Origin of the sequence: Brevibacillus sp. B_LB10_24, assembly GCF_046036945.1 — a bacterium.
In the GTDB taxonomy this organism is placed as follows: Bacteria; Bacillota; Bacilli; order Brevibacillales; family Brevibacillaceae; genus Brevibacillus_C.
Map to the genome: position 1 here is coordinate 23,880 of NZ_JBJQOQ010000028.1, position 25,821 is coordinate 49,700.

28 protein-coding genes are annotated in these 25,821 nt (G+C 54.5%); 22 read left to right on the forward strand and 6 right to left on the reverse strand.

Annotation, left to right across the window (positions count from 1 at the left end; genetic code table 11):
• The first annotated feature begins 15 nt into the window (after positions 1-15).
• On the forward strand, positions 16-843 hold the full coding sequence (locus ACI7RC_RS20875) for a methyl-accepting chemotaxis protein (protein WP_408110124.1): 828 nt from the start codon (positions 16-18) through the stop codon (positions 841-843).
• 16 nt (positions 844-859) lie between these two features.
• Here ACI7RC_RS20875 and ACI7RC_RS20880 read toward each other — a convergent pair whose 3' ends face one another.
• On the reverse strand, positions 860-1,645 hold the full coding sequence (locus tag ACI7RC_RS20880) for an alpha/beta fold hydrolase (RefSeq protein ID WP_408110125.1): 786 nt from the start codon (positions 1,643-1,645) through the stop codon (positions 860-862).
• Positions 1,646-2,023: 378 nt separating this feature from the next.
• On the opposite strand from ACI7RC_RS20880, the gene ACI7RC_RS20885 reads away from it, so the two are divergent.
• The 17 genes from ACI7RC_RS20885 to ACI7RC_RS20965 all read left to right on the forward strand — a co-directional run bounded on the left by ACI7RC_RS20885 (position 2,024) and on the right by ACI7RC_RS20965 (position 15,298).
• Positions 2,024-3,280 carry an ABC transporter substrate-binding protein gene (locus ACI7RC_RS20885; protein WP_408110126.1) on the forward strand — a complete coding sequence of 419 codons (1,257 nt, stop codon included), beginning with the start codon at positions 2,024-2,026 and terminating at the stop codon, positions 3,278-3,280.
• A gap of 91 nt (positions 3,281-3,371) precedes the next feature.
• Positions 3,372-4,238: a branched-chain amino acid ABC transporter permease gene (locus ACI7RC_RS20890; protein ID WP_408110127.1), complete on the forward strand. Its 867-nt coding sequence runs from the start codon at positions 3,372-3,374 to the stop codon at positions 4,236-4,238.
• Positions 4,238-5,221 (forward strand): branched-chain amino acid ABC transporter permease, encoded by a 984-nt coding sequence (locus ACI7RC_RS20895; protein WP_408110128.1) that lies wholly within the window; start codon positions 4,238-4,240, stop codon positions 5,219-5,221. The genes ACI7RC_RS20890 and ACI7RC_RS20895 overlap by 1 nt, the downstream gene beginning before the upstream one ends.
• A gap of 33 nt (positions 5,222-5,254) precedes the next feature.
• The gene (locus tag ACI7RC_RS20900; RefSeq protein ID WP_408110129.1) at positions 5,255-6,049 is read left to right on the forward strand and encodes an ABC transporter ATP-binding protein; all 795 of its coding nucleotides are present in this window, start codon (positions 5,255-5,257) and stop codon (positions 6,047-6,049) included.
• Positions 6,050-6,757: an ABC transporter ATP-binding protein gene (locus ACI7RC_RS20905; RefSeq protein WP_408110130.1), complete on the forward strand. Its 708-nt coding sequence runs from the start codon at positions 6,050-6,052 to the stop codon at positions 6,755-6,757.
• Positions 6,758-6,898: 141 nt separating this feature from the next.
• Positions 6,899-7,834 carry a Phenylacetic acid catabolic protein gene (locus ACI7RC_RS20910; protein WP_408110131.1) on the forward strand — a complete coding sequence of 312 codons (936 nt, stop codon included), beginning with the start codon at positions 6,899-6,901 and terminating at the stop codon, positions 7,832-7,834.
• Complete coding sequence (locus tag ACI7RC_RS20915; RefSeq protein ID WP_408110132.1) at positions 7,834-8,160, forward strand: metal-sulfur cluster assembly factor; 327 nt, start codon at positions 7,834-7,836, stop codon at positions 8,158-8,160. The genes ACI7RC_RS20910 and ACI7RC_RS20915 overlap by 1 nt, the downstream gene beginning before the upstream one ends.
• Positions 8,157-8,390 carry a hypothetical protein gene (locus ACI7RC_RS20920; protein ID WP_408110133.1) on the forward strand — a complete coding sequence of 78 codons (234 nt, stop codon included), beginning with the start codon at positions 8,157-8,159 and terminating at the stop codon, positions 8,388-8,390. The genes ACI7RC_RS20915 and ACI7RC_RS20920 overlap by 4 nt, the downstream gene beginning before the upstream one ends.
• Positions 8,390-9,037: a Phenylacetic acid catabolic protein gene (locus ACI7RC_RS20925; RefSeq protein WP_408110134.1), complete on the forward strand. Its 648-nt coding sequence runs from the start codon at positions 8,390-8,392 to the stop codon at positions 9,035-9,037. The genes ACI7RC_RS20920 and ACI7RC_RS20925 overlap by 1 nt, the downstream gene beginning before the upstream one ends.
• Positions 9,027-9,203 carry a PaaD-like zinc ribbon domain-containing protein gene (locus ACI7RC_RS20930; RefSeq protein ID WP_408110135.1) on the forward strand — a complete coding sequence of 59 codons (177 nt, stop codon included), beginning with the start codon at positions 9,027-9,029 and terminating at the stop codon, positions 9,201-9,203. Before ACI7RC_RS20925 ends, ACI7RC_RS20930 begins: the two co-directional genes overlap by 11 nt.
• 6 nt (positions 9,204-9,209) lie before the next feature.
• On the forward strand, positions 9,210-10,067 hold the full coding sequence (locus tag ACI7RC_RS20935; protein WP_408110136.1) for a 3-hydroxyacyl-CoA dehydrogenase NAD-binding domain-containing protein: 858 nt from the start codon (positions 9,210-9,212) through the stop codon (positions 10,065-10,067).
• On the forward strand, positions 10,057-10,815 hold the full coding sequence (locus ACI7RC_RS20940) for a 3-hydroxyacyl-CoA dehydrogenase family protein (RefSeq protein WP_408110137.1): 759 nt from the start codon (positions 10,057-10,059) through the stop codon (positions 10,813-10,815). The genes ACI7RC_RS20935 and ACI7RC_RS20940 overlap by 11 nt, the downstream gene beginning before the upstream one ends.
• A 36-nt stretch (positions 10,816-10,851) precedes the next feature.
• Positions 10,852-12,336, forward strand: coding sequence for an aldehyde dehydrogenase family protein (locus ACI7RC_RS20945; protein WP_408110138.1), 1,485 nt, complete (start codon positions 10,852-10,854; stop codon positions 12,334-12,336).
• A gap of 126 nt (positions 12,337-12,462) precedes the next feature.
• Complete coding sequence (locus tag ACI7RC_RS20950) at positions 12,463-13,239, forward strand: enoyl-CoA hydratase/isomerase family protein (protein ID WP_408110139.1); 777 nt, start codon at positions 12,463-12,465, stop codon at positions 13,237-13,239.
• Between the two features lie 117 nt (positions 13,240-13,356).
• Positions 13,357-13,893: a gamma carbonic anhydrase family protein gene (locus tag ACI7RC_RS20955; RefSeq protein ID WP_408110140.1), complete on the forward strand. Its 537-nt coding sequence runs from the start codon at positions 13,357-13,359 to the stop codon at positions 13,891-13,893.
• The gene (locus ACI7RC_RS20960) at positions 13,890-14,675 is read left to right on the forward strand and encodes an enoyl-CoA hydratase-related protein (protein WP_408110141.1); all 786 of its coding nucleotides are present in this window, start codon (positions 13,890-13,892) and stop codon (positions 14,673-14,675) included. The genes ACI7RC_RS20955 and ACI7RC_RS20960 overlap by 4 nt, the downstream gene beginning before the upstream one ends.
• Before the next feature lie 92 nt (positions 14,676-14,767).
• On the forward strand, positions 14,768-15,298 hold the full coding sequence (locus ACI7RC_RS20965; RefSeq protein ID WP_408110142.1) for a superoxide dismutase family protein: 531 nt from the start codon (positions 14,768-14,770) through the stop codon (positions 15,296-15,298).
• Here ACI7RC_RS20965 and ACI7RC_RS20970 read toward each other — a convergent pair.
• The gene (locus tag ACI7RC_RS20970) at positions 15,295-15,630 is read right to left on the reverse strand and encodes a carboxymuconolactone decarboxylase family protein (protein WP_408110143.1); all 336 of its coding nucleotides are present in this window, start codon (positions 15,628-15,630) and stop codon (positions 15,295-15,297) included. The genes ACI7RC_RS20965 and ACI7RC_RS20970 overlap by 4 nt on opposite strands.
• 141 nt (positions 15,631-15,771) lie before the next feature.
• Positions 15,772-17,157, reverse strand: a complete 1,386-nt coding sequence (locus tag ACI7RC_RS20975; RefSeq protein WP_408110144.1) for an aminotransferase family protein — start codon at positions 17,155-17,157, stop codon at positions 15,772-15,774.
• Positions 17,158-17,550: 393 nt separating this feature from the next.
• Here ACI7RC_RS20975 and ACI7RC_RS20980 point away from each other — a divergent pair, with 393 nt between their 5' ends.
• The 3 genes from ACI7RC_RS20980 (at position 17,551) to ACI7RC_RS20990 (ending at position 21,189) form a co-directional block, all read left to right on the forward strand.
• Positions 17,551-18,729, forward strand: coding sequence for a MalY/PatB family protein (locus ACI7RC_RS20980; protein ID WP_408110145.1), 1,179 nt, complete (start codon positions 17,551-17,553; stop codon positions 18,727-18,729).
• A gap of 148 nt (positions 18,730-18,877) precedes the next feature.
• Positions 18,878-19,447, forward strand: a complete 570-nt coding sequence (locus ACI7RC_RS20985; RefSeq protein WP_408110146.1) for a biotin transporter BioY — start codon at positions 18,878-18,880, stop codon at positions 19,445-19,447.
• A gap of 434 nt (positions 19,448-19,881) precedes the next feature.
• Complete coding sequence (locus ACI7RC_RS20990) at positions 19,882-21,189, forward strand: hypothetical protein (RefSeq protein ID WP_408110147.1); 1,308 nt, start codon at positions 19,882-19,884, stop codon at positions 21,187-21,189.
• Here the strand turns inward: ACI7RC_RS20990 and ACI7RC_RS20995 are convergent.
• The 3 genes from ACI7RC_RS20995 to ACI7RC_RS21005 all read right to left on the reverse strand — a co-directional run bounded on the left by ACI7RC_RS20995 (position 21,178) and on the right by ACI7RC_RS21005 (position 24,533).
• A complete protein-coding gene (locus tag ACI7RC_RS20995; RefSeq protein WP_408110148.1) occupies positions 21,178-22,365 on the reverse strand; it encodes a YheC/YheD family protein in 1,188 nt (395 codons plus the stop codon). The two genes, ACI7RC_RS20990 and ACI7RC_RS20995, sit on opposite strands and share 12 nt — an antisense overlap.
• Positions 22,366-22,443: 78 nt before the next feature.
• Positions 22,444-23,118, reverse strand: coding sequence for a DUF2642 domain-containing protein (locus tag ACI7RC_RS21000; protein ID WP_408110149.1), 675 nt, complete (start codon positions 23,116-23,118; stop codon positions 22,444-22,446).
• Positions 23,119-23,180: 62 nt separating this feature from the next.
• Positions 23,181-24,533 carry an ArsB/NhaD family transporter gene (locus ACI7RC_RS21005; protein ID WP_408110150.1) on the reverse strand — a complete coding sequence of 451 codons (1,353 nt, stop codon included), beginning with the start codon at positions 24,531-24,533 and terminating at the stop codon, positions 23,181-23,183.
• Positions 24,534-24,933: 400 nt separating this feature from the next.
• On the opposite strand from ACI7RC_RS21005, the gene ACI7RC_RS21010 reads away from it, so the two are divergent.
• Positions 24,934-25,812 (forward strand): pentapeptide repeat-containing protein, encoded by an 879-nt coding sequence (locus ACI7RC_RS21010; protein ID WP_408110151.1) that lies wholly within the window; start codon positions 24,934-24,936, stop codon positions 25,810-25,812.
• Positions 25,813-25,821 lie beyond the last annotated feature (9 nt).

Sequence of the window (25,821 nt, forward strand, 5' to 3'; positions counted from 1 at the left end):
GGGACGGGTGAACCCATGTCTATTTTAGATCATTTTATCGCCGTTGCCCCTTATATGAGCCAATTGATGCTGGAGGACGTTCATTTCTGCATTGCCGACAGGGAGAAGTTTGTCGTCTCCCTGCCCGGCAAACGATTGAAAATGGCAATCCGCGTCGGCGATCCGATCAGGGACGGAAGTCTGACCAAAGTGGCGCTGGAAGAAAAGCGCAGAATCGTCCGGCAGGGCAACAAAGAACTGTACGGTGTCGCCCATAACGCGATCTGCCTGCCGCTGTTTGAAAACGGAGAAGCGGTAGGCTGCATCTCCATCGGAATCTCACAGGAGAAAAACGATCAAATGTCGCAAATCGCGCAGAGCCTTGCCGCGATGACGGAACAGATAGCCGCGAGCGCCCATTCCATCTCCCAGGCTTCCCAGCAGTTGGCAGCGATGACCGAGACGATGTCCGATACGTCGCAGACGGTAAACAAACAGATGGAAGATATTTCGGACGTGACCCATTTCGTCTTTCAGGTGGCTTCCCAGACCAATCTGCTCGGCTTGAATGCCTCCATCCAGGCAGCCCACGCCGGCGAGTACGGCAAGGGTTTCTCCGTGGTGGCGCAAGAGATCCGTCAACTGGCTGAGCGCTCCGGCGAGTCCGCCAAACGGATTGCCGGCCAGCTGCAGCAGATTCAAGCACTGAGCGCATCGATGCTGAAGGCGATCGAGGAGGCAGGCAGCCTGACGGAAGAGAATGCCGCCAGCACGGAGGAGCTGGCCGCTTCGATCGAGGAATTGAACAATCTGGCGCAAAAACTGTCAGAACTGTCTGAGTTTCAGGGAGGAGAACCGCAGTGATTGCGGTAGATCGGGATCACGTCAAAAAGCTCTCCATCTCGGAAAGAAGCTGAACAGGTGCTTCGTACATACTCATATGGCCCGTGTTTTTGAGCAAGGACTGCTTCACGTTTTCTTTTGTTACCGAAAACGTTTTTTGGTAGGGGATGATCTGATCCTTGTCGCCGGCCAGCAGCAAGACAGGGAGCGAAGTGTTCGCAAGCACGCTGTTTCGGTCTGGCCGATCTTTCATCGCTTTCAGCGCCCCGATGGCCCCTTCAGGAGCAGTCATGTAACCAATTTCTTTTGCCGCTTCGACGTCTTGAGCATGTTTGTGCAGATTTTCTTGAGAAAATAGTTTCGGTACCAACCCGTCGACGAGTGAATGAACTCCTTGGCGGGTTACTTTTTCTATATTGGCCTCTCTACCCTTCTTTGCTTCGTCTGAGTCTGGAAAAGCAGTCGAGTGAATGAGCGATAAACGGGACAGCCGGTCTGTAAATCTTTCCGCAAACGCAAGTGTAATGTACCCGCCTAAAGAGTGTCCAAACATGGACACTTCTTTAATTTGCAATGTATCTAGCAGCTCCTTCATGATTTCGGCCAGGGCCTCAATGGAATGCAGATCACCCGAAAAGCTTGAACTTCCGTGACCAGGAAGATCCGGGGCGATTACCCGATGGTTTTTTACCAATGCAGGAATGACTTTTTCCCAATACTTATGGCTTCCGCAAAACCCGTGAAGCAAAACAATCGGTTTGCCGTCTCCTTCGTCGTGACACGCCAACGTTACATTCTGCAGCACAATGTTTTTTAGTTTCATGATCATTTCCGCTCCGTTCTTTTGCGTCCCTCCCGTTTCATGAAAAAGAAGGAGGGTTTTCTCGTAGTGTCTCCCATTATCTGTATTTTAGAGCGCTGATACAAGTTTCTTTCCCGAAAAAAAGGATGCGGAGTTTTTCTCCAGGGTTTTCTTTCGCATAATATATTACGTAATTTTAACGATCATAAATATATCAGCATTATGTTTTTATTACGAACATTAAAAAAGCTTTGTAAAAACCCGATACAGAATATATAATACTATTTGAATATATTGATAACCCAGAATTTTGAGGAGGGGGCACGCAGAGAGGGGAAAGAGGGCAGCAGATCGTACCTGCTTTGTTCGTACAAAGGAATTGATTAACGGGGTGAGAAAATGAAAAAAAACAAAATTGTAATCGCTTTCTTGCTAGTTGTAAGTATGGCCCTGCTGTCAGCCTGCGGCCAGTCCGCAACAGCTCCGGCTTCAGGAGCGGAGAACAAGCCGCAGGGAGAGGCACCGAATGCCTCTGACGGCGACAAGGCGCCGGCGAATCAGGCACCGGTCAAGATCGGCGCGATCCTCCCGTATTCCGGGGTCTACGCCTCCTTGGGCGAAAACCTGACGAGAGGGTTGGAATTGTACTTTGAGACGGTCAATTGGGAAGCGGGCGGAAGAAAGATCGAACTGATCAAAGAGGATGAGGAAAACGATCCGCAGGCCGCCTTGCGCAAGCTCCGCAAACTGGTCGAAAAGGATCAAATCGACATCTTGACCGGTCCGGTCAGCACGGCGGTGGCCTACGCGCTGCGCGACGAAGTGGACAGCAAGAAAATCCCCTTCCTCGTCTCGCATGCCGGCGGCAACGATCTGACCAGGAGCAAAGGCAGCGATTACATCTGGAGATCGTCCTTCAGCTCGTGGCAGATCGGCCACTCGATGGGAAAATACGCCTATGACCATATCTCCAAGAAGATGTACCTGGTTGCTGCTGACTATGCGTTCGGGCACGAAGTCGTCACCGCTTTCAAAGAAGCCTACACCGCTGCTGGCGGCGAGGTTGCGGGAGAAGTCTTCCCGCCGCTCGGCTCCAACGACTACGCTTCCTATCTGACCCAGATCAAGGGAGCCAATCCGGAAGCCGTCTACGCTTTCTTCGCCGGCAGCGACGCCGTTCGCTTCGTCCAGCAGTACGAGCAGTACGGACTGAAAGGCAAGATCCCGCTCGTCGGTTCCGGCTGGCTGAACGCAGAGGATATCCGTCCGGCACAGGGCAACTCTCCGGAAGGGATCATCAGCACGATGTTCTGGGACTACCACCTGGATACGCCGGAGAACATGGCTTTTATCGAAGCCTATGAGAAGAAGTACAACCAGCGCCCGAGCATTGAGTCGATCGAAGGATATGATGCGGGACGGATCATCGTCGAGGTGTTAAACAGCTTAAACGGCGACACCTCGGATAAGCAAAAAGTAACGGAAGCGTTCGGGAACGTAGCCTTTACCAGCCCGCGCGGACCGATCAAATTCGATCCAACTACCCATCACATCATCCAGCAATTATACGTCATCCAAACCGAATTGAAAGATGGCAAAACGGAAAACAAAGTAATGGATACGATCGGCGAGGTCCAGGATCCCGGAAAACAGTAACCGACTACCAATGAATCAGCAGCGCCCTCTGTGCAGCCGCACAGGGGGAGCGCTGCCAGTCTCATAGCTTGTTAAGGGAGATGGATGAATCTTGGATATTTTGGCAATTCAACTGGTCAACGGTTTGTCATATGGTCTGCTCCTGTTCATGATCACAAGCGGCTTGTCGCTGATCTTCGGAATCATGGGCGTACTGAATCTGGCCCATGGCTCGCTGTACATGGTCGGAGCCTATCTGGCGCTCAGCATTACCAAGCACGTGTCGCCCAGCTTCTTCGCAGCCCTGCTCTTGGCTCCGCTGTTGGTGGCGCTGTTCTCCATCATCCTCGAGGTGGGACTGCTTAGGCCCACCTATCGTTTGGGCCATTTGTCGCAGGTACTGCTCACTTTTGGATTAGCATATGTCGTCCACGACCTGGTCCGCTGGATCTGGGGCTCCAGCGTGCAATCCCTGTCCATCCCCGCGTCGCTTGGCAGTTCTGTCGAGTTGTTCGGGCAGACCTTCCCGCTTTATCGCCTGGCAGTGATGGGATTTGGACTCATCGTCGCAGCCGCCATGTGGTTCTTCCAGGAAAAAACCCGCTGGGGAGCGATTATCCGGGCGGGGCTGTCCAACAGGGAGATGGTTGGCGGGCTGGGGATCAATATCACCGTGGTGTTCACCGTTGTCTTTGCCATCGGCGGGCTGTTGGCCGGCATCGGAGGAGTAGCCGCAGCGCCCATTCTCGGCCTGTTTCCCGGGATGGAATTTGAGGTGCTGATCCTCGCGTTGGTCATTTTGGTCGTCGGCGGACTGGGATCGATTGCCGGGACTTTGGCCGCCAGCATCATCATTGGTGTGGTGGACACGTTTGGCAAAGTGATGTTCCCGCAGCTCAGCTTGATGATCATCTTTGGGTTAATGGCACTTGTGCTGATCGTGAAACCAACCGGATTGCTCGGAAAGCAGGTGAACTGATGGGGAGTCAAAAGATGAAGACGGGCAGCCTGGCTGTCCTGCTGCTGTTATTGTGCCTGGTTCCGTTCATTTCTTCCGATTATTTCACGGGCATCATGGTCGAAATCCTGATTTTCGGCATTTTTGCCGCCAGCTTGAACCTCTTGGTCGGGTACACGGGGCTTGTCTCTCTCGGGCACGCCGCGTTTTTCGGGGTAGGGGCGTACACCTCCAGCCTGGTCGCGATTCACCTCTCCGCCAACCTGTTTGTCTCTTTGCTCTCAGGATTGCTCGTTTCGCTTGTCGCGGCCGGGATCATCGGATTTTTCTGCAACAGAGTGAGCGGGTTTTACTTCCTGATGCTGACATTGGCGTTTTCTCAGATGATCTACGCGCTCGTCTACCGCTGGGGCAGCTTGACGGGCGGGGATAACGGCTTGTCCGGGGTGCCGAAGCCGACGCTTGCCGGAGGGATTGTGCTGGGCAGTTCCGGCTCGCTCTACTTTTTGATCCTGATCCTGTTTGTCCTGGTGCTTGCGGGGCTGCGTCTGTTCGTCCGTTCGCCGCTGGGACAAATTCTCGTCGGCATTCGCGAGAACGAAACGAGAATGAAAACGATGGGTTACAACACCACTTTCTATAAAAATTTGTCCTTTGTCTTGGCCGGCGGAATCGGCGGCGTCGCCGGCGCGCTGTACTCCTACTTCAACGGATTCGTCTCCCCGAAAGACATCTACTGGACGATGTCGGGCGAAGTACTGATCATGGTGCTGATCGGGGGAGCCGGCACCCTTTTAGGACCTGTTTTTGGCGCCGCTTTTATCGTCATCCTGGAGACGATCATCAGTTCCTATACCGATCTCTGGATGTTGATCGTCGGCATCACGTTCATTCTTTTCGTTATTTTTATCCCCAAGGGAATCGTCGGGCTGGAGTCTGTTTGGCGCACGCCCGCAAAAGCGAGGGCGCCGGTGCAAACGGAGAGCTCGGAGTCAGTATCTTGAATGGAACGTCAGAGTAAACGGGGTATGGAAGCTATGGCAAAACCAGCGTATCAGAGCGAAACTGTAACGGAAACGGCCGCCTTGCGCGTAGAAGGGTTGGGCAAGCGGTTTGGCGGATTGGAAATCCTGAGAGATTTGTCGTTTGCGATCGCCAAGGGGGAACGGCGGGCGTTTATCGGGCCGAATGGCGCCGGCAAGTCGACGCTGTTTAACATGATCGCGGGCGATTTGGCGCCAAGCAGCGGAGAAGTCATCTACTTCGGGGAAAACGTCTCCCGGCTGCCGAATTACCAGCGGGTACGCAAAGGGATGGTCAGAACCTTTCAGAAGAACAACTTGTTGAATGAACTGACCGTCCAGGACAACCTGCTGTTGGTCCTGCAGATGAGGGCCGGCTTGGAGCATGTGTGGTATCGGCCGCGGCTGGCGAAGCATTTTCCGGACATATACGAGCGGGCCGACCAGCTTCTGGAGACCTGGGGGCTGGCTGACCGCAGGAATGCGGTGGTAAAAAACCTGTCTTACGGCGAACAGCGCCAGGTCGAGATCCTCTTAGGGATAGCGACGGAGCCGCGAATCCTGCTGCTGGATGAACCGACTGCCGGGATGTCCCATTCCGAGACGCAGTACATTTTGCGATTGCTGCAGCAATTGCCCAAGGATTTGACCCTCCTGATCATCGAGCACGACATGGATGTCGTCTTTGGACTGGCCGATCAGGTCACGGTGCTCCATAACGGTGGCATTCTGCTGGAGGGAGACCCGCAGGCGATCCAAACCGACCCGCGCGTCTATGAAATCTACTTCGGCCAGGAAGGGGTGCTGTAGATGCTGCAGGTGGAACAGATTCATACGTATTATGGGGAAAGCCACGTCCTGCACGGGATCTCTCTATCCGTAGAAAAAGGAAGTTTGGCCGTGCTGCTTGGCCGCAACGGCATGGGCAAGACGACGACGATTCGTTCCATTATCGGCTTCACTTCCCCCCGGACGGGTAAAATCCGCTTTCAGGGCAAAGAGATTCAACGCTTGCCGTCATATAGAATCGCCAAGCTTGGCATTGGCCTGTCGCCTCAAGGCAGGGGGATCTTCCCAAATTTGACGGTCAAGGAGAACCTGACCGTGGCTGCCAGGGGAGGCTCGGCAGAAGGCGAAGGCTGGACACTGGAAAAAATATACGACCTGTTTCCCCGCTTGCGGGAGCGCTCCGCTTCGATGGGCGGCAGCCTGAGCGGCGGTGAACAGCAGATGCTCTCGATCGGCAGAGCGCTGATGACCAATCCCGATCTGCTGCTTCTTGACGAGCCGTCAGAGGGACTTTCGCCGATCATGGTGCAGGAAGTGATGGCGATCATCTCGCGGCTGAAGGCCGAGGGGCTGTCGATGCTCATGGTCGAGCAGAATATCGCGATGGCGATGGGGGTGGCCGACCGGGTGTACATTCTCAGCAAGGGGCAAGTGGTCTTTGCGGGCACTCCTGACGAGCTGCGGGCGAATGAAGAGGTAAAGAGCCAATATCTCGGGATGAATCACTGACGCGGGAAAACCTCTTGGGTAAGAGCTGCTTACTTGAGAGGTTTTTTCTTTACGAAAAAGAGACGCTTGACAGAAAACTTATAATATTTTAGTATTACGTTAAATAGACGATGATAATAAAAACGTAATGAGGTGGAGCGAATGGAACAGGCAGCTTTGCTGAAGGAGAAGGTTCATTCAGGTTTTATGGTCGAACGCATAGAGGACATGAACGATGAATATCTGAAAGCGCTGAAGCAGACGTTGGTGATCGTCGGGGATACGGAATTGCTGAGCGTCCCGCCGCTGTTGACGGTCTATGACCAGGCGCCGACCCTGAACAGCAAGATTACGGCACTCGCCATTATGCAGGATGAGATCGGCCACGCCCATATCGCCTACCGGCTCTTGAAGGACCTTGGCGAGGATGTTGACCAGCTTCTGTACGAACGTCCGGCCAACCGATGGAAAAATCCGTACGCCTTTGACTTTCCGCTGTCAAACTGGATCGAACTGGGCGTCTTCAATGCCTTTTTTGACCGCGCCGGCTACACGCTGCTCGGGGATGCTTTCGAGCACACGTCCTACGGCCCGTGGAAGCGCGCACTGGTCAAGGTGGATAAAGAGGAGCTGTTCCACCTGCGCAACGGAGAGATCATCATGAAGGCGGCGATGGAAAATCCCGAGACGCGGGAGCAGGTGCAGCAGGCAGCCGACTGGATGTTCTTGATGGGCCTGGAGTTTTTCGGCGTCGCCGACGAACTGAAAAGCCGCTCGGCGCAATTGGACTACAAATTAAAAGGCCGGACCAACGACCAGCTTCGGCAAAAATGGCTGTCCACCTGTGTGCCGTTCTGTGAGTCGATCGGGGTAAAAGTACCGGCCCGATATGATGAGGAAACGCAGAAGTACGTCATTACCGTTCCGTTCCCTTGCAAATTTGACACGGAAAACAAGCGCTGGCTCTTCGATCAGCCGGATACTTGGGACGGCGTCATCGCCCGCTTCAAGCAAAGAGGCCCGCTCAACGAAGAATTCGTTGCCCGCATTCAGCAGGGGGCCCACGAAATGGCCGATCTGCGAAAAGAGGTGGGATGATGGCAGAGACGAAATTGGCGGAAAAACGCTGCTGGAAGGCTTTGAAGGAAGTGATGGATCCCGAGTTTCCCGTCAGCGTGGTAGACATGGGGTTGATCTACGGGATCGAGGAACAGGACGGAGTTGTCACGGTGACGATGACGTACACGGCGGTATCCTGTGCCTGCATGGAGTGGATCGAGGGAGATATCCGCAAGCGGCTGCTGCAGGAGGCGGGCGTGGAAGAGGTGGAGATCAACGTCGTCTGGGATCCGCCCTGGACGGCGGAGCGTCTCAGCCCGGAAGCTCGTGAAAAAATGAAGACCTGGGGGGTAAGCGCCCGATGAACAACAGAGACAACCGAAACGAGTACGACGTCTTTACGCGGATCAAGCGCGGCGACAATCTCGTTCACATAGGAACAGTCGAAGCCCAGACCGATGATCTGGCCAAGGTGTACGCCACGTACATCTACGACGAAGAAGACTGGGTGGAGATGTGCGTGGTGCGAAGAGACCACATCGGATGGGTCAGACATCCGGAAGGGTTATTCAAGAAAGAGGAGGCGGGGGCGTAATGGCAGAGCAGACAGCAGGTCTTACATCCTTGGTCAATTTGATCGAACAGATTGCTGATAACAAGTACGTACTGGGAGATCGCCTGGTCGAGGTCGGGATTAGCGGGCCCAACCTGGAAGCGACGCTTTCCGCGATCGCCATGGCCCAGGGTGAATTGGGCCATGCCCGGCTCTTGTACAACTGGTCGTTTGACTTGAAAGGACTGAAGGGCAAAAAACCGGAGATCGCCAGCCAGACAGGAAAGGCGTTTCCCCAGGTAGTCGCAGTCCGGAATTGGATCGAGCTGATCGCCGCCCTCTACACGGTAAACGTCGCGCTTGAGCTGGTGCTGAAAGCGCTGCTGGAGGCCAATCACGCAGAGTTGGTGCACCGGATTCACAAGCTGCTCAAGGAACAGAAGGAACACATCATCTACTCCCGGGGCTGGGCGCAGCAGCTTTTGGCGGACGGCGGAGCGATCCCGGCAAGGTTTAACGAAAGTCTCGACAAGGTGCTTCCGCAAGCGGAGGCCTGGCTGCAATGCGTGGAAGACTCGGCAGAGCTGATCGACAGCGGATATCTTCCAAGCGGGACTAACCTCGTCGCCCCGTTCCAAAAGCAAATCGCCGAATTGCGCGCTTCAAGGACGGCTGTCAATGCCGGCTGACCGAGCACTCTCCGTCCACTGTCCCTTCTGTGACAAAACGGATGTCACGCTGATGTCCCCGTTTGGAACGGCGCAGCTGGTCCGCCAGTATTACTGCAACGTTTGCCGAAGCGCTTTTGAGTATATCAGGTGGCAGGACGAGGATACGGACAAACGCGAGGAGTAGATTCAGATGAATGCAAAGAGAGTAGGTGTAGTCGGTTCCGGCACGATGGGGTCGGGGATCGCGCAGGCCATCAGCCAAAGCGGCAGCAGCGTGCTTTTATACGACATCAATGAGACGGCGGTCAATCACGCCATCGCCAAAATAAGCGGGCAGCTGGATCGCCTGCAAGAGAAGGGAAAATTGTCCAAAGCCGATTGTCTGGCCGCGAAAGAGAGGATTCGTCCGGCGATCAGCCTGGCGGAGCTGGGGGATTGCGATCTGGTGATCGAGGCAGCCGTGGAGCGGATGGAGATCAAGCGCGACCTCTTTCGCCAGCTGGACGAATGCTGCCGGACGGAGACGATTCTCGCGACCAACACGTCTTCCTTCTCCGTGACGGAAATCGGCGGCTTCACATCGCGGGCAGAGCGCGTAGCCGGGCTGCACTTTTTTAATCCGGCGCCGCTGATGCCGCTCGTCGAGGTGATCAGGGGCATCAAGACGGCGGAAGAAACCGTCAGGTGGCTGTACCGGTTTGTCTGTGATCTCGGCAAGAGCCCGGTCATCTGCGAAGACACTCCGGGGTTTATCGTCAATCGGGTGGCCCGTCCTTATTATAATGAAGCTTTGCGTATTCTGGGGGATCGCGTAGCGACAGCAGAGCAGATCGACCGGATCATGAAAAAGGCCGGGGCTTTCCGGATGGGCCCGTTCGAGCTGCAGGATTTGATCGGCATTGACATCAACTTCTCCACGACGGAATCGGTCCATGCCGGATTTTTTGGAGACCCGCGCTTTCGACCGCATTTTTATCAGCAGCGGATGATGCAGGCGGGAAAGCTGGGGAGAAAGGCGGGAGGAGGGTTTTACGACTATGACGAGTAGTGTGCGGGTTGCGGTCGTAGGAAGCAGTTCACTTGCCGCTGGTCTGAGAGAATTATATGAACAGGCAGATACGGTTGAATTGGTGCCGCCGGATGAGATACGACATGCCAGTCAGCTTGCTGCCGTGATCGAGGCGGCCAATGCCGACCTCGCCGAGAAGCGGGCGAACCTGGCGGAGATCGAGCAGTATGCGGGAGCGGAGACGCTGATCCTGTCCTCAGTGCTGGGCGTGACCGCGACACAGTCAGCCTCTTGGCTGAAGCACCCGTCCCGGCTTGTAGGTTTCGCGGCTTTTGCTCCACTCAGGAAAACGAAATTGATCGAGCTGGCCCCGGCCCTGCAGACAGACCCGATCTACCTGGAGCAGGCGCGGGCTGTGCTTGGCAGCATTGGCAAAGAGACGGAAACCGTGGAAGACGAGGTGGGGCTGGTCTTCCCCCGCATCCTCGCGCTGATCGTCAATGAAGCCGCTTTCACGCTGATGGAGCGAACCGCCTCGGCGGAAGATATCGACATGGCAATGCAAAAGGGAACCAATTATCCCAACGGACCGCTGGCCTGGGCTGATGAGATCGGGTTGGACGATATCTATGCCGTCCTGTCCGGCCTGCATCGGGATCTGGGGGAAGACCGGTACCGCCCTGCGCCGCTGCTGCGCAAACTGGTTCACGCCGGGTGGCTGGGCCAAAAGGCGGGCAGAGGATTTTATCGCTATCAAAAACAGGAAGACAGGAAGCCGGTGGTATGAGAGAAGCGGCTCGCCAATAACCATCAATCGGGAGGTATGGATGTGTTAAAAGACTACTATCAACTGTTCATCAACGGCAAATACGAAGACAGCAGCAGCGGGGAGTTTTTTGAAACGCACAACCCGGCGACAGGCGAGGTTCTGGCTCGGGTCGCCAAAGCCGCCAAGGCAGATGTAGACAAGGCTGTCGCAGCCGCCAGAGAGGCTTTCGAAAACGGCAAGTGGTCGAAGTTCACGGCGGCGAGACGGGCCCGCGTGTTGAACAAGATCGCCGACATTATGCGCAGCAAGCTTCCCGACCTGATCCGCCTGGAGGTGCTGAACAGCGGGAAGACGGTCGATGCCGCCAAGGGGCAAATCAACCAGGCGATCGAGGACTTTGAATTTTACGCGGCTGCAGCGTTGACCCTGCGCGGCGACACCAACCCGGTGCCGAATGGATTTTTCAACTACACCGTCAAAGAGCCGGTAGGCGTCTGCGGCCAGATCATCCCGTGGAACTACCCGCTGATGATGGCTGCCTGGAAGGTAGCGCCCGCACTTGCGGCCGGCTGCACGATCGTCTTGAAACCGGCCAGCTTTACCCCGATCACGGCGTACGTGTTAGCGGATATTTGCCACGAGGCCGGCGTGCCGGAAGGCGTGGTCAACGTGATCACCGGCAGCGGTTCCGAGATCGGTCCTTATATGACCGAACATCCGGGCATCGACAAAATTGCCTTTACCGGGGAGACGGAGACCGGAAAGGATATCATGTCCCGCGCTTCTGCCACGTTAAAACGGGTTACGCTGGAATTGGGCGGCAAATCGCCGAGCATCGTCTTTGACGACTGCGATCTGGAAGGCGCCGTAGACGGATCCTTGTACGGCATTTTTTACAACACCGGACAATCCTGCGAAGCCCGCTCCCGCTTGTTTGTCCATGAGAAGATTTACGACCAGTTTATGGAAAAATTTGTAGAAAAGGCGAAGCGGCTGCGCGTAGGCGACCCGTTTGCCGAAGGCACACACATGGGAGCGGTGATTTCCGCCGCCCATGAACAGGTGATAGACAGTTACGTAAAACTGGCCGTAGAGGAAGGGGCAGAGGTGCTCTTCGGCGGAAAGCGGCCGGAAGGGCCCGAGTTTGAAAAAGGGCACTGGTATATGCCGACGATCATCGGCAACGTCACCAACGATATGCGGGTCGCACAGGAAGAGATTTTCGGGCCAGTGGTAGTCGTGATCAAATTCAGTGACGAAAAAGATGTGATTCGCCAGGCGAACGATTCGATTTTCGGATTGGGGTCGGCCGTCTGGACCCGGGACCACGGCAAGGCACACCGCGTCGCCGCCGCGATTCGCGCCGGAATCGTGATGGTCAACTCTCCGATCTCGGCATTTCCAGGCACGCCGTTCGGCGGATACAAACAGTCGGGCTTTGGACGCGAACTCAGTCTCGAGACGCTAAACCTCTACACCGAGACGAAGAGCGTCGTCTCCTACACAGGCAGCCGTCCGCTCAACCTGTTCGGACTGTAAGTGCCTTGCAGGAGTGGGAAAATTCAAAAACGATCCAATTGCAAAAAACGGCAGAGTATTATATATTATGTTATACAGACGTTAGTTTAAAAAACATATTATAATATATCAGAGGAGGAACAAAACATGTCACTTCTTACTTTGAAAAAAGAAAACGGGATTGCCGAAATTCACCTGCACGTCAACAAGACCAATTCATACAACCTGGACTTCTACAAGGAATTGAATGCCGCCATCGACGATATCCGCTTTGACAACGACATCAAAGTGGCGATCCTGATGAGCGATATGCCGAAGTTTTTCTCTGCAGGAGCCGACATCAACTTCCTCAAGGCAGCCGAACCGCGCTTCAAGACGCAATTCTGCCTGTTCTGCAACGAGACATTGGATAAAATGGCCCGCTCTCCGCAAATTTTCATCGCCTGCCTGGAAGGCCATACTGTCGGCGGCGGACTGGAGATGGCGATGGGATGCGACCTGCGCTTCATGGGTGACGACTCCGGCAAAATCGGTCTTCCGGAAGTGTCGCTCGGCGTGCTCGCCGGTACGGGCGGCACCCAGCGGCTGGCCCGCCTGATCGGTTATTCCCGGGCGCTTGACATGAACATTACCGGCAAGACGATCAGCCCGCAGGAAGCAAAAGAAATCGGTCTGGTAAACGACGTGTTCCCGCAGGCAGAAACGCGCGAAAGAGTGCTGGAATACGCGAGAAATATCGTCAATAGCGCAACGTACGCCGTCTCCAACATCAAGCTGTCCATCATGAACGGCAAAGAGATGCCGCTCAACGTCGCGATCCGTTACGAAGGCGAGCTGCAAAACCTGCTGTTCCGTTCCGAGGACGCAAAAGAAGGCTTAAGCTCTTTCCTGGAAAAACGCGCAGCGGATTGGAAAGGCGTGTAACACAAGCAGCGGTACCTTTTTATCCCTTTTTGTGGCAATATCGGCTATGCGAATGGCCGATATTGTCATTTTTCACGGGTCCACAGATAGATCTTCAAACGCGAAGGAGTGGCTGAAGTGATCCTTGAGTACAACGGAAAGAAACCGAAGATTGCCAAAAGCGCTTTTATAGCTCCCAATGCTTCCATCATTGGCGATGTCACGATCGGGGAGGGAGCGAGCATCTGGTTTGGGGCCGTGCTGCGGGGCGACTGCGGTCCGATCGTGGTCGGGGCCAGAACCAGTGTCCAGGATAACTGCGTGATCCACATGACGGACGGCGGCGCCTATATCGCAGAAGATGTCACCGTCGGTCACGGGGCCATCCTGCACAACTGCCGGATCGGGCCAAGCTCTGTCATCGGCATGAATGCCGTCGTGCTGGACAACGCCGAAATCGGCGAAGAATCCGTGGTCGCCGCTGGCAGCATCGTCAAGGCAAACGAGAAATTCCCGCCGCGCAGCCTGCTTGCCGGCAATCCCGCCGTAAAGAAAAAGGAGATCGAGGGCAATTCGCTTTGGTGGGTGCGGGAAAGCTCCAAGTCGTACCAGGAGTTGAAGGAAGAGTATATCCGCCAAGGCTATGACAGCAAACCGGAGGAGGAGAGCAGATGACACAGCAGCCAGTCTTGTTCGAGCAAAGCGGACACATCGGGTATATCAGGTTAAACCGTCCCGATGATTTGAACGCGCTGGATTACGCCACCCTGTCGCGGCTCGGCGAGATCGTCGAAGAGGTGCAGCAAAATCCGAAAGAGATCAGAGCGGTCATCGTGACGGCAGATGGGCGGGCTTTTTGCGCCGGGGCGGACCTGAAAGAACGCAGAACCTTGAACGAACAGCAGGTGCGCCGCAACGTCAAAAAGATCAGGGATGTCTTCACCGCCCTGGAGAGATTGCCCCAGCCGACGATTGCCGCGATTAACGGATACGCCTTCGGCGGCGGATTTGAACTGGCGCTCGCCTGTGATTTCAGATATGCCGTCAGGGAGGCCAAACTGGGCCTGACGGAGGTAAGCCTGGGGATCATTCCGGGAGCGGGCGGCACCCAGCGCTTGCCGAGGCTGATCGGCCAGCAAAGAGCGAAAGAACTGATTTTTACCGCCCGCAGGATCGACGCCCGAACCGCGCTCGACTGGGGAGTGCTCGGCGGGATCGCGGAAGACCGCAGGGAACTGCACAGCCTGTGCACCAACCTCGCGGAAGAGATCCTGGCAAATGCGCCTTTGGCCGTCTACCAGGCCAAGTACGCGATTGACCGCGGAGCAGGCGTCGACCTGCAGACAGGGATGGACATCGAGTCAAAAGCATACGAGGTCATCATTCCTACCAGGGACCGCATCGAAGCACTAGAGGCTTTTCGGGAAAAGAGAAAACCGGATTTTCGCGGCGAGTAGCACTTCTTTTGTATGAAAAGGGAGTGGTTCAACGTACGAAATGCCCATCCGCCACATAAGATACAGGAGTTCAACTTTGGGAGGGTGTTATCATGTACGGATATCCAAATTATGGATATTATCCGCCGAGAGTGTTTTCCCACGTCTCGGAAGCGATGCCGACTCGCGCCATCGCCAAGATTCAAGGCGGTCCCTTGGCGCCAAACCTCAACGGGTATGTGGCGTTTGAAGAGGTGCCAAACGGGACCGAGGTATACGTAGAAGTCAACGGACTGCCGCCTTATCGGCCGGCTGAGGCGGGCCAATCGCCCATCGGGCCCCACGGCTTCCACATACACGAAAACGCCAGCTGTGATGTCGGGAACCCGCAGGATCCGTTCAAGGCCGCGGGGGAACACTGGAATCCCGACAATCAGCCGCACGGAAATCACGCCGGCGATTTTCCAGTTTTGTTCTCCAACAACGGGTACGCTCGAATGAGCTTTTTTACGGATCGGTTTCGCGTTCCGGATATCATCGGCAAGTCAGTGATCATCCATCAAAACCCTGACGACTTTCGCACCCAGCCGGCCGGCAACTCCGGCAAACGGCTGGCCTGCGGCGTCATTCAAGCTTTCAGCTAATGGCGCGGGGCAGACAGGACATCGTTGATCCAATGGACGCTTTGGGAGACGATCATTCCTCCGCTCATGGCGATGGCGACTCCCACTGTCTCCCAAATTTCTTTCTCAGCTGCCCCTTTATGAAGCGCCTCTTGTACGTGGTAGCGAACACAGTTGTCGTCGCGATGGCTTAAACTAATGCCCAGCGCGACCAGATGCTTTTGCTTGGGGGTAAGTTCACCCGCTTCAAAACAAGCGCCGGTTAAGGCATGGTACGAATCTACGATACCGGGCATGACATTTTGCAAAGCGGATACTTCCTGTTTGTAGTTGTCGTCACTGTTCATGATCATTAATCTTCACCCCTTATACAGATGGTTAGATGCAATCAGGTTCAGCTACATTATTGCCGTATTTCCCCGGGGTTATCAATGAAAGAAAAAGAGCTGGCCTCCCCAATGCCGAAGCGAATGGGGAGGCCAGCTGTTGGCGTATTACTGACTGATCGCCAGACCGGCCATGACTTCCTCGACGGATTCGGTCAAAATGGCTGCCGCTTCATTTATTTGCTGCTCGTTGATGTTGAGCGGCGGGCACAAGGCGATGATATCGTTGCCAAGATGGGAGATCGCCCGGGTGATCAGCCCTTTTTGCAGCGCCTTCTCAAACACCTGATTGGCTGCTTTCAGAGAAGGATCGAAACTCTTTTTGCTCGCTTTGTCCTGTACCAGCTCGATCTGGGCAAGCAGTCCGCGGCTCATCGCGTTGCCGACGCCGGGCGTGGACGCTTTCATCTGTTCCAGGTGGCGGGCAAGCACTTCACCCATCGCCCGGGCATTTTCGATGAGACCTTCCGTCTCCATGATTTCGATATTTTTCAAAGCGACGGCACAGGCTGCCGGATGGCCGCTGTAAGTAAAGCCGTGCGGCAGTACGCCGGAAGAGTTTTCCGTCAGTTCCCGGTGAATCCGATCGCTGATGATGACGCCGCCAAGCGGAATATAACCGCTGGTGACCCCTTTGGCAAAGGTCAGCATATCCGGTACCACGTTTTCGTGCTCGATGCCGAACCATTTTCCCGTGCGGCCAAAACCGGTGATCACCTCATCGGCGATCATCAGAATGCCGTATTCGTCACAGAGGCTGCGGACCTCTTGGATGTAGCCGGGGGGAGGGACGATTACTCCGCCTGCTCCTTGAATCGGCTCGAGGATGATCGCCGCCACTGTCTCCGGTCCTTCTTTTTCCAACAGCTCGCGGATGCTTTGGGAGGCACAGGCGACTTGGCAGTCCGGGAACGTTTTGCCCAGTTCGCAGTGATAACAGAACGGAGCGGGAGCGTGAACAAACCCGTCCGCCAGGGGACCGACCTTTTCCCGGAAGACAGGCAGCCCGGTCGCGCTGGTGGCCCCCATGGAAACCCCATGGTAGGCCCGGTTTCTCGCAATGATTTTATAGCGCTGGGGCTGGCCTTTCAGCGTAAAGTAATGTCTGGCCAGTTTAAATGCCGAGTCGTTCGATTCGGAGCCGCCCGAGGTGAAGTGGCAGACATTGAGATCCCCAGGCGCCAGTGAAGCGATTTTCGCCGCCAGTTGTATGACCGTTTCATGGCTGAACCGGTTGAAGGAGTGGCTGAATGCCAGCCGGCTCATCTGTTCCATGGCTGCTTCGGCCAGTTCCTTGCGGCCGTGGCCGATGTTTACGTTCCAAAGCTGGGCCAAGCCGTCGATGTATCTCTTCCCGTCGGAATCGTACAGGTAAACCCCTTCCCCCCGTTCCGCAAGCAGACTGGGTCCATGCTGGAAATTGTCCTTTGCCGAAGTTGCCGGATGGAGCAAATGCCTTTTATCCAGCTCCATCAAGGTCGTTTTTGTGCTCATTGCGGTACCCCTTTCCCATTTTGAATAAAGACCCGTTTCACGATTGTAATAGTCAGAGTTTTCAATCAAGCTTATCTTCATCATAACAAGCTTTTCGGATTTGTTCAAATAATTCCTAACCGCTTGGAAGACGGCGGCCGGATCATCATTGACCTGTGCTTCCCCATGACTTCACAGCGGGGGAAATCACCACAAAGGCTTCTTCCCCGTGCAGATCCCGATGCTCGCTGTACCCGCACCTACAGCGATAATTCCTGTTGGCAAATATCCGGCCAATCCCCATGAGATCATCACCTTTGAAGCGGAAAAGAGGTGAGGCAAAACCGCGCATTGCTAGCGGCATAAAAATCTACTAAGATGAAGGAGATTCGAAGCTCGGGAGGAGGATTGTACATGCGGTACGATTTTGACAAACAAATCAATCGATTTCAGACGGCCTCCGAAAAGTGGGACCAGCTGGAGGAGCATTTCGGGGACAAGGATCTGCTGCCGATGTGGGTGGCGGACATGGATTTTGCCTCCCCCGAACCGGTGATCGAGGCGATCAAACAAAGGGCCGAACACGGAATATTCGGATATACGGTCATATCGGATGAGTATCTGGATGCCGTCGTCAACTGGATGCAGGTCAGGCACGACTGGGCGATTCAGAAAGACTGGGTATGCCACAGTCCGGGGGTGGTGCCCGCCTTGCATTTTATCGTCCAATCGTTTACGCAGCCTGGCGATAAAGTCATGTTTCAGCCTCCTGTCTACTACCCGTTTTCCAAAGTGATCGCCAATAATGGCCGGGAAATCGTCTACAATCCGCTCAAATATGAAAACGGCCGGTACCAAATGGATCTGGACGATCTGCGGAAGAAAATAGCCGGCGTCAAGCTGCTGATCCTCTGCAGTCCGCACAATCCGGTGGGCAGAGTCTGGACCAAGGAGGAGCTGGCTGAGTTGGGCCGGATCTGCCTGGAGCACAACGTGCTGGTCGTCTCCGACGAGATTCATTTTGACCTCGTGCTTTCAGGGCATACCCACACGCCGTTTGCGGCCATCTCAGAGGAATTTGCGCAAAACGCGATCATCTGCACCGCTCCCAGCAAAACCTTTAATCTAGCCGGACTGCAAATCTCCAATATCATCATTCCCAATCAGAAGCTGCGGAAGGTCTTTGCCGATACGGTAGACAAGCATTTTCTCGGGCTGCCGGGCACCTTTGGCCTCGTTGCTGCAGAAAGCGCCTACAGGCACGGCGGAGAATGGCTGGATCAGCTGTTGGCGTATCTCGAGCAAAACCTGGATTTCCTTACGGCCTACCTGCAGCAGAACCTGCCGGAACTGAAGGTGATCAAGCCGGAAGGAACCTACCTCGTCTGGGTAGATTGCCGCGGGCTTGGCCTGAGTCTGAAAGAGTTGGAGCAATTTATGCTGCAGAAGGCCAAGGTAGCCTTTAATCAAGGATATGTATTTGGTCCGGGAGGCGAAGGTTTTATTCGCATCAACATCGCTTGTCCCCGTTCGCTGCTGGAAGAAGGGCTAAGCAGGGTCAGCGCTGCGATGAGGAGTTTGAAAAAAGGATAGCTTTCTGAGGCGGTAATGCTAGTTTCGCTCCGGCAGCTTGTCCCAGATGACAATAATCAGCGTCAGGATAGTAGTTGACATTTTTTCTTGCGCCCCACATAATGTTAACTGAAATAATAATTTGGTTAACATTATGTGGGGTGTTGTCATGAACAGTACGAGTGAACGGCTCAAGATGTTTGTCGTCGCGGCGATGTTTGCTGCGATTACCGGAATCTTGGCCCAGATGGTCATTCCCCTGCCGCTTGTGCCAATTACCGGTCAGACGCTTGCCGTCGGCCTGACGGCGACGATCCTGGGCAGCCGCTACGGCACGTTGGCGATGATTTTGTACGCGATCATGGGAGCGATCGGCCTGCCTGTCTTCACCGAGGCCAGCGGAGGTTTTCACATCATCATCGGGAAGACCGGCGGCTACATCATCGGCTTTATCTTCGCGGCATTTGTCACCGGAATCATTCTGGAGAAAACGCGGTTTTCTTTCCTTTACGCGATGCTGGCCAATACGGCAGGGATGCTGGTCTCCCTCGTGTTCGGCACGGTGCAGTTGAAGTACGTCCTCGATGCGCCTTGGGACAAAGCACTGGAATGGGGCATCTACCCGTTCCTCGCGGTAGGCCTGATCAAAGCGGCACTCGCTTCGCTGATCGGGGTGCAGGTGCGCGAACGCCTCATCGCCGCCCGTCTTCTCAAGGGAGAAGTTCCCAAATCGGCTTAATAAAAAGCTAAACAGAAGAATCGGCAGGTACGAGCATGCAAAGGCAACAGCTCGATAGGGAAGAAAAAAATGGAGCGAGCTGAGACCTTGGCAGCGCCTACCCAGTCGGAACGGAAAAAAACGGCACACGCTTGTCGACCAAATGCTACGTTGAACTACTCCCAGTCCTTTTTGGTCGACGTGCCGTTTTTTGTAGTGCAGACGGCCAGTCCAGCTCCCCCGCTAGCGCGCCACGAACGAAGCGAGCCCATTTTTTTCTTCCCCCTCCACCATGTTCGCACAAACCCAGAACGTCAGGGAGCTTCTTCCCTGGCGGTTTTTTTGGCCCAACACATGGAATGAAAAAATTCTGCAAAAAAATGTAACGCGTTCTATCCCACCTTCGTCTTAACTATACTGATACGGTTGGTCTAAAGATGAAATGAGGGGATACCATGAACAAAAAGATGATCTTCATACCGCTTGCGACACTGCTTTTGACGTACACGCCAGAGGCCATTTACGCTGCCGGAAATCCGTCGCCACAGGTCCTGGGCGATGCCAACAAAGCGGCGAATCAAGAGTCGGAACAAGTCAAGCGGCTGCAGCGGCAAATTGAGCAGCTGGAAAGTGCGCTGGCTCCGCAGACCCCGCTTGAGGCGGTGGAAACGTGGGCGAAAGGAGTCATGACCCGCAACGGCGCCCTTCAGTATGCGATGATGGATGCGAAGCTAAAGGAAGCCAGCAGGGCTGATCTCGAACAGAACGGCTGGGTGACAGGCGTATCCAGCCCGTGGATCGAGGGCTTCCAGATCGTCAAGGAAACGCTCCTGGACGATGGAGAAAGAGAGTACGAAGTTCATTTCCCCGGGATGACCTCTACCGGCCCTGCAGGTGTATCTGCAGTAAAGGCAGTCGTCAAGCGCTACGACGATCACTGGTACCTGTCGGCGATTGCCGATCAGGAACTGGATGGAACGAGTGCGCCGGCGGAACAGATTAGTCCGGCCCTTCATTATACAGATGTTACATTCGGGTACTCCTTGACGTTTCCCCAATCGTGGGACGGGAAATACGGGGTCGACAAAGGACAAAATTCAGCCGCTTTTTACATGAGAACGGCTGATGGCGGAAAAGTCTTTCTGTTTTTGCTTGAAGTCTACACGGAGGAAGAGTGGGCGGAATACCAGAAGGCAAAAGAGACGGATTGGGGCAATTACAGGCAGTCTGCCGGTTTGGCGAAACAGATAGCCAAGCAGGATGGCTATGTGTACACGTATATCCCCACCGCCGGAAATGCCCTGTTGGATGGCGTACACCAGCAGGAAGCTGCCGACCTGGAGCAGATGAAGGCGGGGATCCCTGCGGCCATCGCCAGTTTTCAGGCCGGAAAGGTAAAGCCGATTGCCTACAGCGACAAGCAGCTCGGCTTTAGCCTGGAATTGCCGCGAACCTGGGAAGGGATGTATGAAGTTCGCCAGGATGAAAAAAATCGCGTCTCTTTCTACTACAAACCTGGTACAGAAGAACCCGGTTGGCTGTTCAGCATCCAGGCGATAAGCAAAGCGGAGTGGGAGCGCACCAAGGATGAGGTGGGGCCGAAGAAACTGATCGCACAAGTCGGCGACACCTGCTACATCTATACGTATTCTCTTGATATCCCCTACTCGGACGGCAAACATCCCCGGGAGACTGTCGGCTATGCGCTGGCATACAAGGATATACAAAAGGTGATCAGTACGTTTAAATCGCTAAAAGGCTGATTTACTGCCGACAGAGCGTGCAGCGGCGGTTCTTCCGAGGACAGCACGCCTGCTGGCGGCACCGTTTTGGGCCGTGGCCCCGGGCCTGACGGCAGCGCGTGTTTGGACCAGGGCCCCGTGCCTGACGGCAGCACGTGTTTGGACCAGGGCCCCGTGCCTGACGGCAGCACGTGTTTGGACCAGGGCCCCGGGCCTGACGGCAGCGCGTGTTTGGACCAGGGCTCCGGGCCTGACGGCAGCACGTGTTTGGGCCAGGGCTCCGGGCCTGACGGCAGCACGTGTTTGGGCCAGGGCTCCGGGCCTGACGGCAGCACGTGTTTTGACCCGGTCAGCGAGCTTGAAGGCAGCACCGTTTTTTACCCGGACTCCGGGCCTGACGGCAGCGCCGTTTCTGACCTTGGCCCTCTGCCTGTTTACGTCGGCAGGTCTTACAGTCCGGCTCCGTCTTCTCCGATTCGCGAGGATGGTCCAGTACATCCTTTTATCCTTCAGTTTCCGAAAGAGAGAGAGGGCTGGAAAGAAGTTCGCTTCGATGATCCAGACATTTCCCTGCTTATCGACCCCAACATCCATGCCCACTATGGAAATCCAGCGGTAGCTGGACTGCAGCTTTGCAGCCGACCGGAGTGAAATCCGGTTGATTTTTTTTGCCAGCAGAGCGGGGGAGAGTGTCTTGAGCGAGGAATTTTGTATCGCTGCATGGATGGGCAGCACCTTCCCTCTGCTCCGAGCCGTATTGGTAATGATAAATCCGGGACCGGCGACCTTGGCCAATTTGCCGGTCACCTTCCAAGCTGAACCGACGGGGCGCTGCACCATCACGCGGACGTCAAAAGGCCGGCCGTTTACCTCTGCCAGATGAATTCGCCGTTGAATCAGGCAAGGGCGTGATTTCACTAGCATTTTTACATGACGATAGGCATTGCCTGGACCGGAGAGAATCCGCCTGTTGGCCCCGCTGTGGACGCTGTAACGCTGTTTGCCCAGCGCCGATACCATGATCACGCCCATGCCTTGTTTTCCCGTGTTCGGTTTGATGATGACAGTGGAAAAGCGGGCAAGGAAGTCGAAAAAATGCCGCTTCGTAAACAACCGGGTCGGGGGCAGCGCGGCCGCTAACAACGGGTCCTTCTGAAGAATCTGATGCTTTCGCCATTTATTCATGCTGTTTTTCATTGAGGATCAGCCTCCTTGTTTCGCCATGTTGACGCCAGCCGTACTGATCTTCGGCTCCATCTGCGCTGCAGCCTTCCATTACGACACTCCCGGCAGGTGAAAGGTTTTCAGATGACGCAAATTAAGCAGACGACTTCTCCCGTTCGCCGTGACAAGCCTGAGCATGCTGCCCTCGATCTTTACCAGAAGTCCGATCTTGTTTGGTTGATCTCCCAGGTCAAATACGACCAAATTTCCCTCCAGCCTTCTGCATTGCTGCTCAAATGTACGGGACAGCGGAATCGAAGTCGGATTGACCGGGAAGTGCTGATTGGCCAGTGAGTAAGGCGTTAAGTGAGGAGGGGAAGGTATGATCCATTTAACATGGTCGAGAGAGACGAAGGTCGTTTTGTAAACGGGCGAATAGAAGACAAAGTAATCATTCATGATGCTCGTGACATAGCCGTGGATCGATTTGTTCCCGGTTACGTAGATTTCGACGAATTTGCCCTTTGCGCTGTCCAGTACTTTTCGGTACGAAATATTTTCGGTTTGGCAGTGGATGGGCACATCAGGCGGTTGTTCAGGCAAATCCTCCTGCAAGGAACTTTCTTCGATATGCTGAACATGGACCAATGGAATATAGATGAAGTCCTGCTCTTTGTAGATCACGATGATATCCAGTCCCGCGTCGATCAGAACTCCCTGGTGAAAACTCTTTCCGGAAATCTCTACATCGATGTTTTTGCCAATCAATTGAAGCAGTTGTGCCATTTCCGACACCTCCCATATAAGTACTCATATGGAAAAATAAACCAATCAATGAACTTTTCTTGCTAGAAAATCCAGATTACCCAATACGCGAGAATGATTAAAGTGAAGAGTACGGTAATCGGAATGACGATAGAGGTCACTTTCAGGTACTCGCCCCAGGTTATGTTCACTTTTCCTTTTTTCAGTATATGCATCCAAAGCAGTGTAGCCAGTGTTCCGATCGGGAGCAGCAGGGAGCCTACGTCGCTGCCGATGACGCTTGCCAGATAGGAGATTTTTAATGGGAGCGGCTCAAGTCCCATGTTGGTTAATGTGAGAGTTCCGATCATCAGGGCCGGATGGTTGTTGAATAAATTTGACAGGATGGACACCAGAAGTCCCATCATCACACTCGCATGCACCAAGTCTCCGGAGACAATCGGCTGAAAGAAGTGGATCAGCATGTTGGTCAAGCCAATATTGTGCAAACCGTAGATGATCACATACATGCTGAAGGCAAAGACGAGGATGTGCCACGGCGTTTTCCTTAACATGTCGGTTGGAGCCACTCCCAAATAAAACCACCGCCAGGCCAGCAGGAAGAGAGAGCCGATTACCGCCATTAGCGGGACAGGAAATTGAATATAGGAGGCGACGAAGAGACTGATGCGAACACCCAGTACAAAAAGCAGGATATAGTACATAAATTTGGTCTGCTTCTCCTGGGGGATGGGGGATGTAGCAGGCTTTAGCGGATGATTCCCTGAAGTCGGCGGGGAATGCCAGAGGCTGGGCCTGGACGCGGGTAGCTTGCGCGGAAGTGTGGAATGGAAGATGAGAAACAGCAGGAGCGTAAGGAGTACAAGCCCGAGCGAAGCGGGAACGAACATCATCGCTGTATGCAGATAGAGATCCATGTGGACAATTTTTAAGGCGATCAGATTCACGATGTTGCTTACTCCGATGGGAGCGCTGGATGCTGTGGCAATCAAGGCGCCGCTTAGCAGGTAGGGAATTTTTTGATGGTTTTTCAGTCCTAAGTGATGAAGCAATAGCAGCAAAATGGGTGTCGTAATCAAGATGCTTCCATCGTTGTTGACGAACAGGGTCATGAGGAAGCAAAAAAGGTTCGTATACCAGAAGAGGCGAATACCTGAACCGTTCGCTTTTTCGGCCAGCTTCTCCGCAGCCCAGTGGAAGAAACCAAAGCTTTCCAATACGATTGCCATCACGATCGTAGCCATGATGGTTATGGAAGCTCCCCCGATGGTTTCCGTGATAATTCCCAGGTCGGACAAGGAAACACTGCCGCTGAGGAGGACAAAAACAGCGCCGCAGACAGCCGGTATTGCCACATTGACCTGGGGACGCCAAAAGATAAACAAGAGAGTGCAAATAAACGACATGATCGTGATGGGAATCATCAACTCTGCCATGCAGCAGCCATCCTTTCAAGGAATAGGGTACTTTTTCCTCTATTTCATTTGTCCTTTCAGTTCATTTGTAATGTACAATACGCGATGTCCAGATGATGTGGACTAAACTATTATCTTATGGCACGCAAATTTCCACCAAAACCTATCAACTATGATTGATTCGTGACAGATCTACCTGATCTATAGTTGACTAGTTTAAAGCATTGTTACGCGATGGGAGATCCCGAACAACACAAAGAAGCAGTCCGGAACGTGAAAGGGACTGTTCCGACTGCTTGCCTGTGAATCGTCTAAACGAGATAGGGGGCTTGCGAAAATCATGACTATGAGAAATCGCGGTCCTGCCTTACAATGAAACATACACCTGCTAGAAACGCATCAGGCGAAAGGAGACCGTGCAATGTCAGAGAAACACGAAAATAGAGAGCCGCTTCCCGATAGAAGCCGCCTCGGTCTGCAAGCTGACTGCGAGAACTGCTTCGGCTTATGCTGTGTTGCCCTGCCTTTCGCGGCATCGATAGATTTCGCGATCGACAAAGCTGCCGGAGTGCCCTGCAAAAACCTGGAATCGGACTTCCGCTGCGGCGTTCACAATAGCCTCAGGAAGCTGGGGTTTCGAGGATGTACGGTATATGATTGCTTCGGCGCGGGGCAAAAAACTTCCCAAGTGACCTTCGGCGGCCGCGACTGGCGGCAGTCGCCGGAATCGGCAAAACAAATGTTCGAGGTATTCCCCATCATGCAGCAGCTCCACGAGCTCCTATGGTATCTGACCGAAGCGTTAACGCTGCAGCCGGCCCGTCCGATCCACGGCGAGCTTCGCTTGGCGCTCGAAAAGACGGAAGGCATAACCCGCCTTGACCCCGACTCTCTCATGGAAATGGATCTGTCCGCACATCGGGCAGACGTAAATAGCCTGCTTTTGCGGACCAGTGAATTCGTACGGGCTGAAGCCCTCCGCAGGCAGGAGAGCCGCCCAGGCCGCCGGAAATCCTATGGGCGGGGAGCTGACCTTATCGGTGCCAATCTCAGGGGAGCAGACCTCAGAGGAGCCAACCTGAGAGGGGCCTACCTGATTGCCGCCGACCTGAGAGGAGCCGATCTCAGAGGAGCCGACCTCATCGGGGCTGATTTTCGCGATGCTGACATCAGCGGTGCTGACCTGTCCGAAAGCATCTTTCTCACCCAAGCCCGGCTCCATGCGGCAAAGGGGGACAACGGCACCAAGCTTCCGCCGTCCCTGACACGCCCGCCGCATTGGACCTTTTGCGAAGCGTAAGAAGCGGGA